General features: G+C 44.4%; 15 protein-coding genes. 4 read left to right on the top strand and 11 right to left on the bottom strand.

Translation table 11 applies throughout. From position 1 onward, the window contains the following. Positions 1-9: 9 nt before the first annotated feature. From IGJ25_RS06095 to IGJ25_RS06065, 7 genes are all read right to left on the bottom strand, one after another. A complete protein-coding gene (locus IGJ25_RS06095; RefSeq protein WP_438779160.1) occupies positions 10-1,515 on the bottom strand; it encodes a sulfatase-like hydrolase/transferase in 1,506 nt (501 codons plus the stop codon). Between the two features lie 47 nt (positions 1,516-1,562). Further along, the gene (locus IGJ25_RS06090; RefSeq protein ID WP_194186141.1) at positions 1,563-3,464 is read right to left on the bottom strand and encodes a beta-glucoside-specific PTS transporter subunit IIABC; all 1,902 of its coding nucleotides are present in this window, start codon (positions 3,462-3,464) and stop codon (positions 1,563-1,565) included. 97 nt (positions 3,465-3,561) lie between these two features. Further along, entirely contained in the window at positions 3,562-4,386 is an 825-nt protein-coding gene (locus tag IGJ25_RS06085) for a PRD domain-containing protein (RefSeq protein ID WP_205820711.1), read from the bottom strand. Positions 4,387-4,602: 216 nt separating this feature from the next. After that, positions 4,603-5,916 carry a DUF438 domain-containing protein gene (locus IGJ25_RS06080; RefSeq protein ID WP_225000985.1) on the bottom strand — a complete coding sequence of 438 codons (1,314 nt, stop codon included), beginning with the start codon at positions 5,914-5,916 and terminating at the stop codon, positions 4,603-4,605. Beyond that, a complete protein-coding gene (locus IGJ25_RS06075; protein ID WP_010747746.1) occupies positions 5,913-6,146 on the bottom strand; it encodes a DUF1858 domain-containing protein in 234 nt (77 codons plus the stop codon). The genes IGJ25_RS06080 and IGJ25_RS06075 overlap by 4 nt, the downstream gene beginning before the upstream one ends. Before the next feature lie 113 nt (positions 6,147-6,259). Next, positions 6,260-6,994, bottom strand: coding sequence for an ABC transporter permease (locus tag IGJ25_RS06070; RefSeq protein WP_225000986.1), 735 nt, complete (start codon positions 6,992-6,994; stop codon positions 6,260-6,262). Further along, a complete protein-coding gene (locus tag IGJ25_RS06065; protein WP_225000987.1) occupies positions 6,991-7,710 on the bottom strand; it encodes an ABC transporter ATP-binding protein in 720 nt (239 codons plus the stop codon). The genes IGJ25_RS06070 and IGJ25_RS06065 overlap by 4 nt, the downstream gene beginning before the upstream one ends. A gap of 96 nt (positions 7,711-7,806) precedes the next feature. Between IGJ25_RS06065 and IGJ25_RS06060 the strand changes: the two genes are divergently transcribed. From IGJ25_RS06060 to IGJ25_RS06050, 3 genes are read left to right on the top strand one after another with little or no spacing between them, the layout of a single operon-like run. Continuing rightward, entirely contained in the window at positions 7,807-8,559 is a 753-nt protein-coding gene (locus tag IGJ25_RS06060; RefSeq protein WP_225000988.1) for a polysaccharide deacetylase family protein, read from the top strand. Next, positions 8,556-9,533, top strand: a complete 978-nt coding sequence (locus IGJ25_RS06055; protein ID WP_010747742.1) for an ABC transporter substrate-binding protein — start codon at positions 8,556-8,558, stop codon at positions 9,531-9,533. Before IGJ25_RS06060 ends, IGJ25_RS06055 begins: the two co-directional genes overlap by 4 nt. Positions 9,534-9,584: 51 nt before the next feature. After that, complete coding sequence (locus IGJ25_RS06050; RefSeq protein WP_438779443.1) at positions 9,585-9,989, top strand: arsenic metallochaperone ArsD family protein; 405 nt, start codon at positions 9,585-9,587, stop codon at positions 9,987-9,989. A gap of 56 nt (positions 9,990-10,045) precedes the next feature. Here IGJ25_RS06050 and IGJ25_RS06045 read toward each other — a convergent pair whose 3' ends face one another. Then, positions 10,046-11,308 (bottom strand): PTS sugar transporter subunit IIC, encoded by a 1,263-nt coding sequence (locus IGJ25_RS06045; protein ID WP_225000990.1) that lies wholly within the window; start codon positions 11,306-11,308, stop codon positions 10,046-10,048. A 109-nt stretch (positions 11,309-11,417) separates the two neighbouring features. Then, positions 11,418-12,074 carry a YczE/YyaS/YitT family protein gene (locus IGJ25_RS06040; protein WP_225000991.1) on the bottom strand — a complete coding sequence of 219 codons (657 nt, stop codon included), beginning with the start codon at positions 12,072-12,074 and terminating at the stop codon, positions 11,418-11,420. A 92-nt stretch (positions 12,075-12,166) separates the two neighbouring features. Here IGJ25_RS06040 and IGJ25_RS06035 point away from each other — a divergent pair, with 92 nt between their 5' ends. Then, positions 12,167-12,838 (top strand): cyclic nucleotide-binding domain-containing protein, encoded by a 672-nt coding sequence (locus IGJ25_RS06035; RefSeq protein WP_005225467.1) that lies wholly within the window; start codon positions 12,167-12,169, stop codon positions 12,836-12,838. 121 nt (positions 12,839-12,959) lie between these two features. Here IGJ25_RS06035 and IGJ25_RS06030 read toward each other — a convergent pair whose 3' ends face one another. Then, complete coding sequence (locus IGJ25_RS06030) at positions 12,960-14,402, bottom strand: glycoside hydrolase family 32 protein (protein ID WP_413158762.1); 1,443 nt, start codon at positions 14,400-14,402, stop codon at positions 12,960-12,962. Positions 14,403-14,445: 43 nt separating this feature from the next. After that, positions 14,446-15,822: a PTS transporter subunit EIIC gene (locus IGJ25_RS06025; RefSeq protein WP_096741465.1), complete on the bottom strand. Its 1,377-nt coding sequence runs from the start codon at positions 15,820-15,822 to the stop codon at positions 14,446-14,448. Positions 15,823-15,944 lie beyond the last annotated feature (122 nt).

Below are 15,944 nucleotides of genomic sequence, written 5' to 3'. Positions count from 1 at the left end.
CTCGCTTTTTTATTTCTTTTGTGCAATTGTATGCCTCTGACTATTGCTTAAACCTAAGCGCTGATACTCGCTTTCAGGGGCTTCAATCTGATCCATTACTTTAATCAATTTCTGAATCATTTCTTGTTCAATCAGTGGGTCATGAAGCGGTGTTAACTGCTTTGGATCATTCTTTAGATCAAACAGCAAGTGGCCTACCGAATAAGAATCGATATAGGTGGAAACTTCAACTTCTGTGTAAGGAAAATGATTTGTAAATCGATTGCCCTCTTTCAAGACCATGCTGTCTAAGACCTCTTTATTCAAAAAACCACGCAATGAAGCATAACTAAGCGTCTGCATGGTGATTGGTCCATTCGAAGGGTGAATCGATGCACGCATATACACATAACGACCATCGTAGATATTGACATGACCGCCGTTTGTACCAAAAATAATTTCTTGATGAAGCGGTTGCGAATGCTGTTTTTTCAACACAGGCAACAAAGATTTGCCATCCATATCTAAGGTGTTCTCAATTTCAAAATAATCCAATAAAGTTGCTGGAATGTCGATGGTTTGACTCAATACTTGAGTATGGGTTCCCGATTCAGCCTGTGGGTAACTGATGAAAAAGGGCAGATGGATGATTTCTTCATACATCGGTGCGACATTTTTTCCTAACCAGTCATGTTCCCCTAACAAAAAGCCATGGTCGGTATTCACAATGATCAAGGTATCCTCCCACATATTATTTTTTTCTATAAAGTCCAGCACTCGTCCTAAGTGATGGTCACACATACTGATCAACGCTGCGTATTCTTTTTGCAGCTCAATCAAATCCTGCTCACCAACGTCTTCTGTTACACGACCATATTTTGGCCAAAAGTAAGGTGATTCATTTGGTGTCTCCTGGTACAATTTGCGATAGGTTTCTGGCACATAAAATGGTTCATGGGGGTCAAAACATTCGACTTGCAAAAACCATTGATCTTCATTTTTGTACTGTTCCAAAAAATCCAAGCCGGCTTGGATCGTTTGAACCGTGGACAGGTCTTCTTCTACTGCTTGCCGTGTTCGATTCGCAAAATGCTGTTCCACAGAAAGACCACTTTTATTTAACGGATTCAGCGGTGGATGATTCTCTGCCTGTTTTCTTGGAACCCATCGGTCACCTTCTTGTCCTCTAAATCCTTCCCATGTGGAATAACGGTTATGATAAGTGGCACCGCCATCTTCAAAGTAATGGGAATGGTCGGTTACCAAATGACAATAGACACCATTTTGCTGCAGCGTATCAAAAATTGACAAATCAAACGGTTCTAATTGACCCCACGAACGATGCATAAAATTGTAACGACCTGTATGAAGTTCTCTTCTTGCTGGCATACAAGGCATGCTGCCACCATAAAAATTGTCAAATGTAACCGTTCTTTCTCTTAGCCGTTCAAAGTTTGGCGTGTTGATCCAATCGTTTCCGTAGTTTGATAAAAAATCTCTAGCCAGAGTATCAAACATCAGCATAATTGCTCGCATAGCATTCTTTCCTTCTTTCTTTTCTTTCCTTTTCTTGGTCATTGCAACTACTTGACGATCGTTATCGCCCCTCGATTATCATCAGCGATCACATCTAAGTATGCGGAAGTATTCGTAACGACGATCGGCGTCACTAACGAGTATCCTGCCTCTTCAATTTCTTCTTTATCAAATGTAAGCAGCACCTCTCCTTGCTTGACCTGATCCCCTTGCTTGACTTTTGTTTCGAAAAAACGACCATCTAAGTTCACTGTATCCATGCCGATGTGAATCAACACTTCCACGCCATCGTCCGACTTCAAGCCAATCGCATGCTTCGTTGGAAACAGTGTTTCAACAACTCCGTCAAAAGGTGCTCGAACCAGTCCTTCATCTGGTGAAACTGCTAAGCCTTTTCCTAATAATCCATTTGCAAATGCTTGATCTTCTACTGCCGACAAAGGCAAAACGATGCCTGTTAATGGTAACGAAAAAGTGATTTCTTTCGCTGCTCTTTCTGATGGAATCAAAGGTGAGGCTTCATTATCACTAGCTTTTGCTTCTTGTCGATCTTCTTGCGGATCATACAAGAAAGTAATCGTTAAAATAAATGATAAGACGAATGCTACAGCGATTGCTAATACATACCCATAAAAGCCGCTTCCGATGCCTTTTGCTGGATCAATGTAGTTGGGTAAACTGAAGATACCCATCCCACCTATAATAAAGGATTTTGTTCCCATTGCACCCATGATTAACCCGCCGATCGATGCTGAAATCAAGGTTGCAATAAATGGTTTTTTTCTAGGCAACGTGATACCGTACAAGGATGGCTCCGATACCCCAAACAGACTGGAAATAAATGCGGGAATCCCGATTGCCCGAATAGAATTATTTCTAGACTTAATAATAACTGCCAGCACCGCTCCTGCGGTCGCAAAAGGAGTCGCTTGTCCTAAGACCATCACTGGGTCGTAACCAAGAACACCGATATTGTTGATTGCGATCGGAATGATTCCCCAGTGAAGACCAAACATGACCAACACTTGCCAAACAGCACCAACTGCAATCCCTGCAATAATTGGGCTGAAGTTATAGATCGCCAACACAGCCGCACCCAACAAATTGCCGATCCACGTCGCGATCGGACCAATGACAATGAAAGTCAGCGGAACCATAATCAAGACGGTTAGAAAAGGAACTAAGAAACTCCGTACAATACTAGGAATGATTTTTGTAATGCCTTTTTCTAATTTGGCACCAAAATAGGTAGCAATGACGATTGGAATAACGCTGGAACTATAACTCATTAGAATGACTGGTATTCCTAAAAAAGTGACATAAACAGGCGATTCAAAAACAGTTCCTGCAAACAAGGTATACAACGGTTCGGCATTTGCCGTCAAGCCAGACAAGGCTGGATAAACAAGGGCAGCACCGATCGCCATACCGACAAATTGCTTTAAACCAAATTTTTTCGCTGCGGTATATCCTAAAAAGATTGGAAAGAAGTAGAAGAAACAATCGCCTGCTGCTTGCAAAATCGCATAGGTTCCTGACGTATTCTCAATCCATCCCAAAGAAACAAATAGCGCATTTAATCCTTTGATCATTCCTGTGGCAGCTAGAAGACCCAATACAGGTGTAAAGATACTGGAGATCACATCGATAAAAGCATCCAGCGGTCCTTTCTTTTCTCCCGAAGGTGCCGCATCATTTCCTGCCAATCCTGCATGTTGAACAAATTCTTGGTACACCTCTGGCACATGATTGCCGATCACGACTTGGTATTGACCGCCGCTTTGAACGACTGTCACGATCCCTTTCGTCTTTTTCAGTGTTTCGGTGTCTGCTTGCTCCTCATGTTTTAAATCAAAACGCAGTCTTGTGATGCAGTGGGTCACCCCATTGATATTTTCTTTTCCGCCGACGCCTTTTAAAATTTCATCGACCAATTCTTGATATGCCATCGTTCTCATCCTTTCAATGTAAAAATAAAAAGCAAGACAAATAACTATTCCTTGATGGAATAATTATCAGTCTTGCCTGCATTATCAGTAACAACCTTTATTCGTTCTCTATTAACTTTTGAATGTGTAATGTTAAGTACAGCTTTTCATCATCGTTCAAGGGAACATCTAAATACTTTTCAATCAAAAGCATCGTCTTATAAGCGTCTGCATACTGTCCACTCACGTGTCCCAATAGTGGATTTGCTTTTACCACATCTGGTCGAGCCTTCAATCGTTGGAAAAAAAAGCGCAAATGGGTGATAAATCGATCGAATGCCAAAGAGTTTTCATCAATTTGTATCTTGTTTGAAAATCGTATAAGTGAAATAATATCGCGAATCTTTTTTGCAATCGATTGGACATCTTTTGGCTGATCAACCTCATCTGTTACTTGTGCATTGATCAAATGCATTGCTATATTTCCTGCTTCTTCTTCCTCAAAGACGACCCCTGTTTCTTGTCCGATCATTTCCAATGCTTTTTTACCAACTTCAAATTCCTGCGGATAAAACTTTTTTATTTCCCATGATAATCGGTTCGTAACTGTGATTCCTTGTTCATGCAGTTTGAACAGGTTATACAGATGATCGGTAAGTGATACATACAGCGTCTCGCTTAACTCCTGTTTTATTTCCGCTTTTGCAAGTGAGATAATATCATCCGCTAAAGACACATAGTTTGTCGGTATGGATGACAATAAACTTAAAAACCGCTCGGAAACTTTGTTCTTATGAAGCACAAACACTTTTTCAATTTTTGATTCATCGGCGGTTTGTCCTGGTTTCATTTTGAAGCCAAGGCCGGTACCGATCCAGATAAAATCTTTGCCATCTTGTCCGACCAAAACTGCATTGTTGTTTAAGATTTTTTTGATCTTCAAGACGCTTCTCACCTCCTTAAAATGAAAAAAGGCGATACCTTAATACATGTGTAGGATCCATACACACGTAAAAAGGTATAGCCTGCATTATCAGTAACTACCCATTTGATTGCCTTTACTATACTATTTTTCTAGAAACGTTGCAAGCGTTTTATTGATTTTTCTTTTTTTTTGCTTCGTTTCAAATAGACACGGATCAGCCTTTCTCCAAACTGCTCACTGATCCAGCAACCGGCTTTGCCCTTCGATTGTTTGGATCTTTGTAATGTCTTGCGTGACTTCTAGACAACCTAAATAGATGCCTGCTTCATTTTTTAATGCAAAGTAGCGAATATAGATTTTACGGCCCCGCATATCGATCCAAAATTCAGCAGTCTCCCTTGTACCCGCTCGAAAATCATCCAAAATCTGTTGCACTAGATGCATGCTTTTCGGTGGATGGCAGTTGACGACTTCACGACCTAAAACCGAATTCGTTCGTGGAAAGACGCGACTCTTGCCTTCTGAATAAAAGCGCACCCGCTCTTCACTATCTACAAAGGTCAAGTCCACTGGCAACGTTTGAAAAATGGCCACCAATTGCTCAAATTGCAGATTACCAGTAGGCAATGAAACGGTCGGCTGTTCAGCAATTTGCGGCGAATCTTCCGTTTCTGTGACTTGAAAGTCATTGAATCCTAAACCGGCTGCGATGCCAGCGGTTGTTTCTTGGGCTTGTTTGATCGCCGCTTGCCGTGCGGGTTCTGCCGCCTGTTCCTTTTCAAGGGCTTCTTGGCTCGGTTTCCAAGGAAGCGGTTCTGGGATAAAGGCAAAGCCGATGTCAAAACTGTCAGCCGCGATTTGTTCCCAATCTTTAAGACTGAAGACATCCAGCGTCATGGGCACCATGATTTCTTCTTCTTTAAAAATCATCTCTTCGATCTCGTTTTTGACTGCTTCCCATTGGACAGCGATTGGATTATAGGCAGCTTTTTCGGATGCCAAAAGCTCATTGAGCGCTTTGATCATAACCCGAATATCATCATCAACACCCCACATCACTTTTGGCGGCGCAGTAATGCCGTACTTCTCCATGTAAGAAAAAATCAACGTTTCTTTTCGCGCATAGTGTTTGTCGATCTGCATTAAATCATTGCAGGCAGCTTGTAGACGCTTTTTAGGCGTCCAATCACCGGTTTTGATTTTGGCTAAGAGGCTGTCGATCTCATCGGTCAACAGGGATTGCAGGACTTGGTTCTCCAATTTCAGGGTATGCACAGGATGGCCTGGTTGCCCATATTCTTCATTGGAGTGATGGATCTCATTGATCGATCCTTTAAAAACAGCAGCATGAATATTGCACAAACGCTGAATCTCAGAAGGGTCCAACCCCGTTTGGATCAAAGCTTTTTCAGCAGCAGTGATCTCCGTCACATCCACACCATCAAATTCTTCGTTAAATAAGCGTTTAGCCTCTTCAAAGGAACCGCCTTGGTGAAGCAAACTCAGTATTTCGACGATCCGTTCTTGTCTTTGACTATTGGTTTTCATTTCGTCGCTCCTTTCACAAGAAACCCTTGTTTTTCGAAAGCGAGACAAACCATTTCCAAGGGGATCTTCTTCATCTGAGCACCTTTGGGTATCGTCATATAACGTCCAGCAGTTTGCAGCATCCCTGGTTGATTGATCGCCGTAAACCCTAGTTGACTCATGATTTCTTGTATTTCAGGGTATTGTGCCACAAGTTCATAGAGCGTTTTTGACAGATCGATTTCTTTCATAGTATGGTCTTCCTTTCAGTGAGAATGATTCTCAATAAGATATCCTTAGTATAAATCATTTTGTTCAAAAATACACGAACTGCCGCAAACATTTATCAATCGATCATTTTTTTCTAAGATTGTCGGTAACGGCACACCACTTTTTCCAACCAATCGATACTAGCAAAAAGCAGATAGCCCATCAAAGCAATCAGGAGGATACCCGAAAGCATTTGTGGGTAGTCCATTTTTGACCACGCACTTAAGATCAGATAGCCGACACCATACGTCGTGTTATAGTTTTCGGCAAAAAAGAGGGAAGCCAACGCGATCCCGATACTGACCCGCACACTGGCAAAAAGCGCTGGCATGAGCGCGGGCAAAATAACGAAGCGCAAGACATGGCGCCATTGGTTGGTATAATTTTTCATGACCTGAAAATACGCTGGTGGGATCTTCGTGACTGCATCACGAATCGAGACGATCACTTGAATGACGATCACCGCAAAAATCAAGAGAATTTTTGAGAGATTGCCTAAGCCAAAGAAAATCATAAAGACGGGTAAAAACGCAACTTTCGGAATCGGATATAAAAAGTAAAGCAGTGGACCAAGCAGCCGATCCGCTCTTTGGGATCGCCCAATCAAGATTCCTAACGGCACCCCGACTAGCAACGCCCCACTCAACGCCGCAAATACCCGCAACAAACTGGCACCTGTGTGGATCAGTAAGACTTCTCGCAGTGCCCAAAAACGTTCGGCCGTTTCTAAAGGATTAGGCAGTGAGCGATTGTTGGTCACCCAGCTTACGCCCCACCAAACCAGGACAAACGAACAGAAGCCCCAAGCAAAAGATTTGATGGTTTTCATTGCCTCGCCTCCCTCATTTGTTCTTTTAACTGCAAGACGACTTCATAAAAAGCCAACGAGTCTCGTTCCTGCTGGCTGCCGTAAAAAGGATTACTGATCGGCGTAACGCCCTGATCTTTTAGCAGCAAAATCGTCTGCCCCAAAAACACTGCCTCTTCTGGATCGTGGGTCACCACGATCAAGCTGTTTTGTCTGCGCTGCTGTTGGGCAGCGATCATGGCTTGGGCGTTTGCTTTGGTTTCTTGGTCCAGCGAAGCAGTCGGCTCATCCAATAATAAAACATCGGGCTGTGTGATCAGTCCCCGCCCCATGGCGGTCCGCTGTTTTTGACCGCCGCTAAGCTGATGCGGATAGCGGTCCTGCACCTGCGTCAATCCCAACTCAGCCAAACAGCTGGCGACCCGTTTTTTACGGCGCTCACTGGGCGTTTGATTGATAATCAGCGGCATTTCCAGTGCTTGGTAGACTGTTTGCCAAGGAAACAAATGCAGTTCTTGGAAAACGACCTCGATGTTGTCAGGGGAACAGCCTTGGTAAGTGATCGTGCCCGATTGCGGTCGCTGCAACCCTTTGATCAAGGATAAAAGCGTGCTTTTGCCAATCCCCGATTCTCCCAGCAGCACATAAGTCGCGCCTTGTTCAAAACAAAACGAAAGGTTTTTAAAAATGGCGGTATCTCCATAGGTAAAGGAAACGGAATCGAATAAAATACTCATCAGAGAATAAACTTCTTTCTTCAAATTATTTGTGTTGGTTTTCACATTTTGTGCTATACTATTTTTTGCGTGATTGACAAGAAAGGATGGTTTATGATGTTTCAGACCCTCGTATTTCATGAAATACGTCCCGAAGCAGAACTTTATGATCAGGTTCGCCCGATCAAAGTCGCAGACGGGTATCAAGATGCCTTGCCTCTGCCCTTATTCAATAGCACTTCTCATTTTAAACAACAAATTGACTTTTTGAAAGCAGAAAATTACCATACGTTGACCCTTGCAGAAGTCAAAGATTTTTATTTCCAGCAGCAGCCGCTACCAGAAAAATCCGTGTTGCTGACCTTTGACGACTGCTATCAATCGATGAAAGAATATGCCTACCCACTGTTGAAAGAAGCTGGTTTCAAGGCAACAGCCTTTGTCGTGACTGGCTGGCTTTTTGATGCCCCTCAGCCTTACGAGCCAGAAGTTTCGCGGACATTGAGCAGCGCCGAATTAGCCGAAATGAGCGATGTCTTCGAATATGCCAACCATACCGATCATTTTCACGAACGCAAGGACCAGCAAGGGCGTTCAATGTGGGAAACACCAGCAGCCTTTGCGCAAGACTTACGAAGCTGCAATCAGCACATGGCCATCAAGGATGTTTTTGCCTATCCCTTTGGTTTTTATGATCAGCAGACGATCGCTACCTTGGAAAAGGAAGGCTTTGTTCTAGCATTTACCACCAAACCAGGTATCAACACGGCACAAACCAAGCCAATGGAACTCCATCGGGCCGTCATCCCGTTCTCACTACCAATGGCTGCTTTTGAACAACGATTTAGAAACGAGGAAATGAACCAATGAAAAAAACGATTTTAGCAAGTATCCTAGCACTATTCGCTGTTGGCGCTGCCGCCTGCGGCAACACTGGCGAAACAGCAAGTACCAGCAATTCCAGCACTAGCAGTACAGAAGCTGCGGTCACAGATCAACCATTGACGATCGGGGTGTTACCAGCAGAATCAGCGATTCCGATCATTCTAGCAAAAGAAGAAGGCTTTTTCGAAAAGCAAGGATTGACTGTGGAACTCAAATCCTTCACTTCCCCGAATGACCGCAATGTGGCGGTGCAGGCAGGCGAGCTGGATGGTACGATCAGCGATGTCATGACAGAAGCGACCTTCAAGCAAAACGGCATCGATATGACGATCACTTCTGATATTTTGGAAAACTTCAAGATTCTCGCTTCACCGAATTCAGGGATCACTGAGATGAAAGGGTTAGCGGATAAAAAAATCACCCTTGTACCGAATTTCATTTTAGAATACATCATGGACCAATTTGCACAGGAAAATGATTTTACCTATGACATCGTGGATATCGCTTCTTTTTCTGCCCGTTCCGAAGCGTTGCTCAATGACCAAGTCGATGGCGCTGTTTATACGGAACCGCAAGCCAGCATGTTGGCTGCCCAAGGGGCGATTGTTTTAGGCAGCTCTAAAGATGCTGGCATCAAAGGCGGCACACTGCAATTTATGGACGAAGTTATCCAAAATCGCCCGCAAGACCTAAAAGCATTCTACACTGCTTACAACGAAGCCATCGATTACATGAATGCTCATTCAGCAAAAGACTATGCCGACATCTTGGCAGACTATCAATTTCCCGATGCTATGAGTACCTACTTAGACAGCCAGGAAGACTATCCGTATGCCCAGGCAGTGCCGCAAGAGCAATTCGACGCAATCATTGCATGGACGAAAGACAAGGGTCAAATCGACCAAGCGTATTCTTACAACGAGTTGACCAATTTCGATTTTTTACCCGCTGACGAATAAGAGACAACAAAAAAGACGCATTTGCGTCTTTTTTTGTTGTTTCACTTCTTTTTGATACTCTTTTTTGCTCGTGGCAAGAAATTCAGGTATACTTTTGACAAATCAGCTGTCATGAAAGGATTTGATGCAATGCCAACGATCGCGGTTTATGCCGACCAGAAAGAAGATACTTGGGAAGCACACTTGATTCACCAGTTAAAAATAAATGAAGAAAGGACCCAGGCTCATCAAACATTTCATAACGAACCTTTACCGATCGACGAATACTTCTTTACAGAAGATTCTGCCCCTTTTCATACGAATCAAGCCGTCAGGCAGCAATTAGCAAGCAATGGCCGCAGCTGTCTGCCACTCGTTTATGTCGACGATCAGCTATTTTGCCAAGGTCGCTTGCCAACGATCCGTGAATGGGAACAATTGACGAAATCTGGGATCACTGTGCAATTTGATGCGTAGCAGCCACTGTTTTCTTTGCCAGACAAAACAACGCACCACGTGCCAATCATAAGCGTTTAGTTCTCCCCCTTCGCGGCAACTGCGTCGGTAACGCCTTTTTCTTCTTCCGTTAAACTTCGTTCGCTGATTTTAAAGAATGGATAGTAGATCGCCACACTAATCAGTAAGGAAGCGATACTCCAAAGAACAGCAGGGATATTGCCGCCGGTTGCAAGGTAAGTATTGATAAAGGGCGGTGTGGTCCACGGTGGATTGAACATGATTCGCCCAATGACATTGGTGACCGACAAGAAATACGTTCCGACACATAATACAAGGGGTGTCAGGATGAAAGGAATCATCATAATAGGGTTCATCACGATCGGAAACCCAAAAATGATTGGCTCATTGATACAAAAAATAGCAGAGGGCAAAGCCATCTTCCCTAGAGAACGATAGGCTTTTTTCTTTGAAACTAACATGTTGATGATCAGCCCCAGTGTTGAACCAGTACCTCCATAGCACAAAAACATGATATAAAACCCGCCTGCAAAAATGTTCGGTAACGGTTCGCCTGCAGTGTAGGCTTCGGTATTGGCTGCTAATAAAGCTAGAAAAATCGGATCGCCGATACTCCCCATCACATTGCTGCCATGAATCCCTAAACACCAAAGCAACAAAATCAAAAAGGTATACAACAGCATCCCAGGCAATGTGTTTAGACCAACTGCCAGCGGTGAAAAGATGGCTTGCACGAATTGATTGACATTAAATTCCAACAAGACCCGAATCACCCAGGCACCAGTGATGATGGCAGCTCCAGGAAGCAAGACCGAAAAACTCTTGGCAACTGCGGGCGGCACTCCTGCTGGCATCCGAATCACTAAGCGGTGCTTGAGAAAAAAGCGATGGATCACTACTGTCGCAATCGCTGTGACGATTCCTGTAAACAGACCAGACGCCCCCAAAGAAGCTGGATCGATCGTCCATTCTTCCCCTGCCTGCAGCAGCAAAAACGCGCAGACTGCCAACACGACAGAACCGATCCGATCGATCTCATACGAAGCCGCCAAATAGTAGGCGATCCCGATACAAGCGGCCAGTCCCAAAATTCCAAATGTAAAATTGCTGGCGGCGCCTAGTTTGACGCCAAATTCCCCGACAAACTCGGTCCAGCCAGGAAAAGGCAGATTGGCTAAAATCAAAAAGAGACTGCCGATTATCGTCAGCGGCATCGTAACGGCGACTCCGTTGCGCACGGCAACTAAAAACCGATTTTCACTGATCCTAACCAATTTTGGTGCAAAATTTTCCTGAAACCCTTCAATCAACCGATTCATCCTGTCTCCTCCTACTAAATATCTCGCTTTTTTAATAAGAGTAGCATAAAAAACGCTTTCTGCATTTTTAGAACACTCGACGCCTTCCCAATTCCAAGAATACTACTGGCTAACTGTTTCTTTGCCAAATGGGTAAAACCGCTGCCAAATCACGTTCCTTCGACCAAGCGATGGCACCTGACAGCAAAAAGAAACTAATGACCGTCCCTTCCCTCACCGCTAGCGGCAAGCCCAAACTGATCGCTAGCAAGAGTGCCCCCGAAATACAGACTGCATCAACGCCATAACGGTACTGCTTAAATGTCCAACGACTGCGTTGCGCCAGCAAATGACACCAGTGCTCGATTGGAAATTTCAAGACCTGCAACCGTAGGACTTGGCCCGTCGCCGTTCCAGAAATCAAGATCCCACCGATCAAAGCAGCTAGTTGGCTCCAATAATTCGTCAAGTGCAGCGATGCCAAGAAGTAGTAAACAAAGCCATTGATCAAATAGCCGAATGCCAGCGAAGCAAAAAACATAGTCAAGTACTCACTGCCTTTTTGTTTGAGGGACGTCTGCCGCCGATCCAATAGCCAACAGGCAGCTAAAAAGCCCAAGTTGATGGCTGTTGTGATGGTGCCGACTTTGATTCCTGACATCGTTGCCAGCGTAACATTCAAGGCATTAAAACTACTGACCCCAACGCTTGCTTTAATGGTCAAGCTGATCCCGAATGCACTCAGCCCATAAAAAATCCCTGATCCTATCCATTGCTTTTTATTCATTTTTTCTCCCACACTTTCTTTTTTGCTTTTCTAAGTATGTGCTATACTGACAAAAAACAAATAGGAGATTTCTCCTAGTTCGGAGGAAAAAAGTGAAAAAAACCGCTTATGCCTTGGCAATAAAGCAGGTACCAATCAAAGAAAGCTGCCCTTTGCCGATTCCTGAGGAGATTTTACAACAAAGTGCCCTCTGGACCTTTGATCATCGAGAAGCGATCCAAAAAGAAACGGTGCCGATGTCGGTCTTTTTCGTCCTATTGACTGGCAAAGCCAAGATCATTCAAACGCAAGAAAACGGCAAACGTGCCTTGCTGCAGTTTCTCCATCCTGGTGATTGCATTGGCGATCTCACGTTGATTGGCGCCGAAACAGTACCGAAAACCGTGGTTGCGATCGGTGAAACAACATGTCTGGGCATTCCGATGCAAGCAGCAGCTCACGGGCTCATGCAAGACCTGGCTTTCGTACAAACACTAGGCAAAACTATCGGTGAAAAATTGCTGCTGCGTATGGATCATTTTTCCGTCAATCAAACCTATCCCTTAGCTTGGCGCCTTGCTCATCTACTGTTGGAAGCTTCGATCGATGATCTTTTTCAAGAAAAATTGACGGAGACCGCAGAATACTTAGGCGTGAGCTATCGCCATTTAACGTATACCTTAAAAGATTTCAAAACGCAAAAACTAGTCACAAAAACTGCAGACGGCTATCGGATCGATGCGCCTGCGCTGCAGACCTTTATCCAAAACCAACAAAAGCAGTAACAAGCGAATAACGACAGCAAAATAGTTGGTATGATGCCCACCTAAAAGCCAGAGAAAAAGCTGACTCTTGGGGGTGCAACAAGAAAAACCAACTGTTTGCTGTCGTTTTCGGATCGTTGCTTTATTTTTTCGCCAATGCCCAAGCATTGACACAAACCGTGCCGGTTCCGCTGAGAGCGATCGCCTCGGTCCGTTTGGGATACACGCGAGAGGTCAAACAATATTGCCCGCCATTTAGGAAGATCTCAATCGAAGACGTATCGACGAAAATCTGCAGCTGCGTCAGTTCATCGACCTTGACACTGCGCTGTTTACGGCCGTAGCCAGAAATGCCATGATGGATCGTGAAGACACCAGCTTCATAAGCCAAAGTCGTATCTTGCAAAAGTCCAAGCTGGAACTGCTGCAATGGGGCTTCCGCCATAACTTGCAACTCATATGCCAATTCATCGAAAGACAAGTGCTGAGGTTTCTCTGAAAGCACAATTTTTTGGCTGACTTGCTTGTCCCGCAATTTTTGGAATTCTGGCAAAGTTTGTTGATACAACTGGTCATTTTTGACCGAAAGCTGTCTTGGCAGCGTTGCGGCATGCTGCCATCCGCGAGGGATCGTAGGATTGCTGTATTCAGGACTGGTATCCCCTAGCCCCATCCAGCCCCACAAGATCCGACGTTTCTGCTCATCTTCAAAGGTTTGCGGGGCATAGAAGTCAAACCCATAATCAAGTTCACGAAACGCAGAAGTTTCTTTAAACGTCAGGGTTTCCCAATCCACCTCACCAATCAGATACCCTGATTGATGAATATTTTGGTAGGCATGTTCTTTGGCTGCCAAGCCTTGCGGTGAGAAGACCAACACATCTTTGCCATCTAAATGGAAGTAGTCTGGACATTCCCACATGTAGCCTAGAGCATAGTCCTCACCGAAAAAGATTCCTCGATAGGTCCATTCATTTAAATCCGTCGATTCATAAATCAAAATTTTGCCTTCGTTTTCCAACGTACGCGCGCCTAGCAGCATATAGTAGGTGTCTTCGTGGGCAAAAACCTTTGGGTCACGAATATGATCGGTAAATCCTTCAGGGTAGTCCTCATGAGGAATCACGACTTCTTGCTTTTCGACGGTATAGCCGTCTTTGCTGATTACATGGACCGTGTTTTGTTCTCGTCCACTAAAGGTATAGTCATGATCACCAGGATGTTTGACATTCCCAGTATAGAAGAAATGGATCGCGTCATTCTCGATAAAGGCAGAGCCCGAGTAGACCCCGTCTTTGTCATAGTCGTGTTCGGGAGAAAGAAACAGCGCTTCTTCTTGAAACGTGACATAATCCGTCGACGTTTTGTGTCCCCAGTGGGGTGGTTCCCCGCCATGGGGCGTTTGCGGTACATATTGATGGTAAAAATGAACCACGCCTTTGAATTGGCAAAGACCGTTCGGGTCGTTCATCCATCCTGTTTCTGGCATCAAATGATAGTTCAAGCGCCACGCATCAGCACTGATTTTTTCTGCTAATTCGCTTTGGGTTTGGGCAAGCTGTGCCCAGTATTCCTTCGTTAACAATGTGGTACCTCTTTTCTCTTGCCGATGAGCAGCAAGGGATTATTTATTGGTTCAACTCTTTGGCTAGCGGTTTGCGCTGCAATTGGACACCAGCAAAACCGACACCAAAGGCAATCAAAATCACGACAACGTATTTCAGCATGGCACCGAAATCTCCAGTATACAACAACAGTCCTGGTATAAAAGTGATACCCATCCCAGTGGCAGCTAATTGGAAGACATACGTCGCAAACCCACCGACTGCGCCTCCCAGCATGCCTGCGCCAAAAATCCGCATCGAGCGTAAGTTGACCCCAAATAGTAAAGGTTCAGTGATCCCAAATAAGGTTGGAACCGCCGCACTGATGGCATTTGAGCGTTTGACTTTGTTTTTATAAATAAATGCCGCAGCGATCGCTGCCCCAAATTGTCCCGCCATACTTGCTGTACCTAAGACTTGTAGGACGTTTTCGCCTGTCGTGTTCAATAAACCTAACTCAATAATACTTAACGAATGGTGCAATCCAGTGATCACGATCACTTGCTGAACCCCTCCGTAAATGATATAACCGATGCCCAATGGTGCTTGCACCAAGTAGACGATACTGTTGATGACTGCTCTTTCAGCTACTTGCAAGATTGGTCCTAACGCAAACAAAATCAAACCTAAAGTAATGACAATCGTTAAGAATGGTGTCACGATCAAGTCCATCATTTGCGGAACAAATTTACGGAACCATTTTTCTAGCTTAGAAACTAAGAGCCCGACAATAATTGCTGGAAAAATCGACCCTTGATACCCAGAGATCGATAAACCGAATAAGTGCAGTGGCTCTGCATCCCCGCTGGCAACTGCCCAAGCGTTCGGCAATTGCGGTGCCACCATCATCAATCCTACCACGATCCCGATGATCGGATTACCGCCGAATTTTTTCGTCGCACTATAGGCGATCAAAACAGGTAAAAAGGCAAACGCTGTATCCGTTAACATTTCAAACATAGCTAACCAGTCAGCACTATAAGTGACCCCCAACTCGGTCAATAATCCCCGAATCCCCATCAAAAGCCCCGTCGTTACCAAAGCTGGAATCAATGGCACCAAGACATCTGACAACGTGCGGACGACTTTTTGGACGGGTGACAGATTCGAATAGACATCGTCTTTGAAGCCAGCTTTATCAGCGGAGGCGTCATTGCCCATTTCTGCTGCGAAGGCTTGATAAACTTCATTGACTTTTCCTGTTCCAAAAATGAACTGATGCTGTCCCGTGTTGAAAAAATAGCCCTTGCTGCCCTCAACTGCTTCCGCTTTGTCTTTATCTACTAACTGATCGTCTTTCAAAATCAAGCGCAAACGTGTGGCACAGTGTTCAAAGTTTTTGACATTTTCTTTGCCGCCAACAGCTTCTAACACTTGGTCGATCGTTTTTTGTTCCTTCATTTTTCCCACTCCTTTGATCGTCGGTCCATTTGTGGAACCGGTTCTACATTTGTAGATTAACAGAAACCGTTTGCAATTGCAAGCAAAGAAAATAAAAAAACAGAACGCCGCAACTGGACGTC

It is taken from the genome of Enterococcus sp. DIV0240d, from assembly GCF_051711245.1.
GTDB lineage: Bacteria > Bacillota > Bacilli > Lactobacillales > Enterococcaceae > Enterococcus_D > Enterococcus_D casseliflavus.
The sequence above is the reverse complement of the archived record's forward strand: the minus strand, read 5'-3'. Positions and strand labels throughout refer to the sequence as shown.

Coding starts and splice junctions, on each gene's coding strand:
- IGJ25_RS06095 (WP_438779160.1), bottom strand. CDS start 1,515: ATGCGAGCAATTATGCTGATGTTTGATACTCTGGCTAGAGATTTTTTA.
- IGJ25_RS06090 (WP_194186141.1), bottom strand. CDS start 3,464: ATGGCATATCAAGAATTGGTCGATGAAATTTTAAAAGGCGTCGGCGGA.
- IGJ25_RS06080 (WP_225000985.1), bottom strand. CDS start 5,916: ATGAAAACCAATAGTCAAAGACAAGAACGGATCGTCGAAATACTGAGT.
- IGJ25_RS06075 (WP_010747746.1), bottom strand. CDS start 6,146: ATGAAAGAAATCGATCTGTCAAAAACGCTCTATGAACTTGTGGCACAA.
- IGJ25_RS06070 (WP_225000986.1), bottom strand. CDS start 6,994: ATGAAAACCATCAAATCTTTTGCTTGGGGCTTCTGTTCGTTTGTCCTG.
- IGJ25_RS06065 (WP_225000987.1), bottom strand. CDS start 7,710: ATGAGTATTTTATTCGATTCCGTTTCCTTTACCTATGGAGATACCGCC.
- IGJ25_RS06060 (WP_225000988.1), top strand. CDS start 7,807: ATGTTTCAGACCCTCGTATTTCATGAAATACGTCCCGAAGCAGAACTT.
- IGJ25_RS06055 (WP_010747742.1), top strand. CDS start 8,556: ATGAAAAAAACGATTTTAGCAAGTATCCTAGCACTATTCGCTGTTGGC.
- IGJ25_RS06045 (WP_225000990.1), bottom strand. CDS start 11,308: ATGAATCGGTTGATTGAAGGGTTTCAGGAAAATTTTGCACCAAAATTG.
- IGJ25_RS06040 (WP_225000991.1), bottom strand. CDS start 12,074: ATGAATAAAAAGCAATGGATAGGATCAGGGATTTTTTATGGGCTGAGT.
- IGJ25_RS06025 (WP_096741465.1), bottom strand. CDS start 15,822: ATGAAGGAACAAAAAACGATCGACCAAGTGTTAGAAGCTGTTGGCGGC.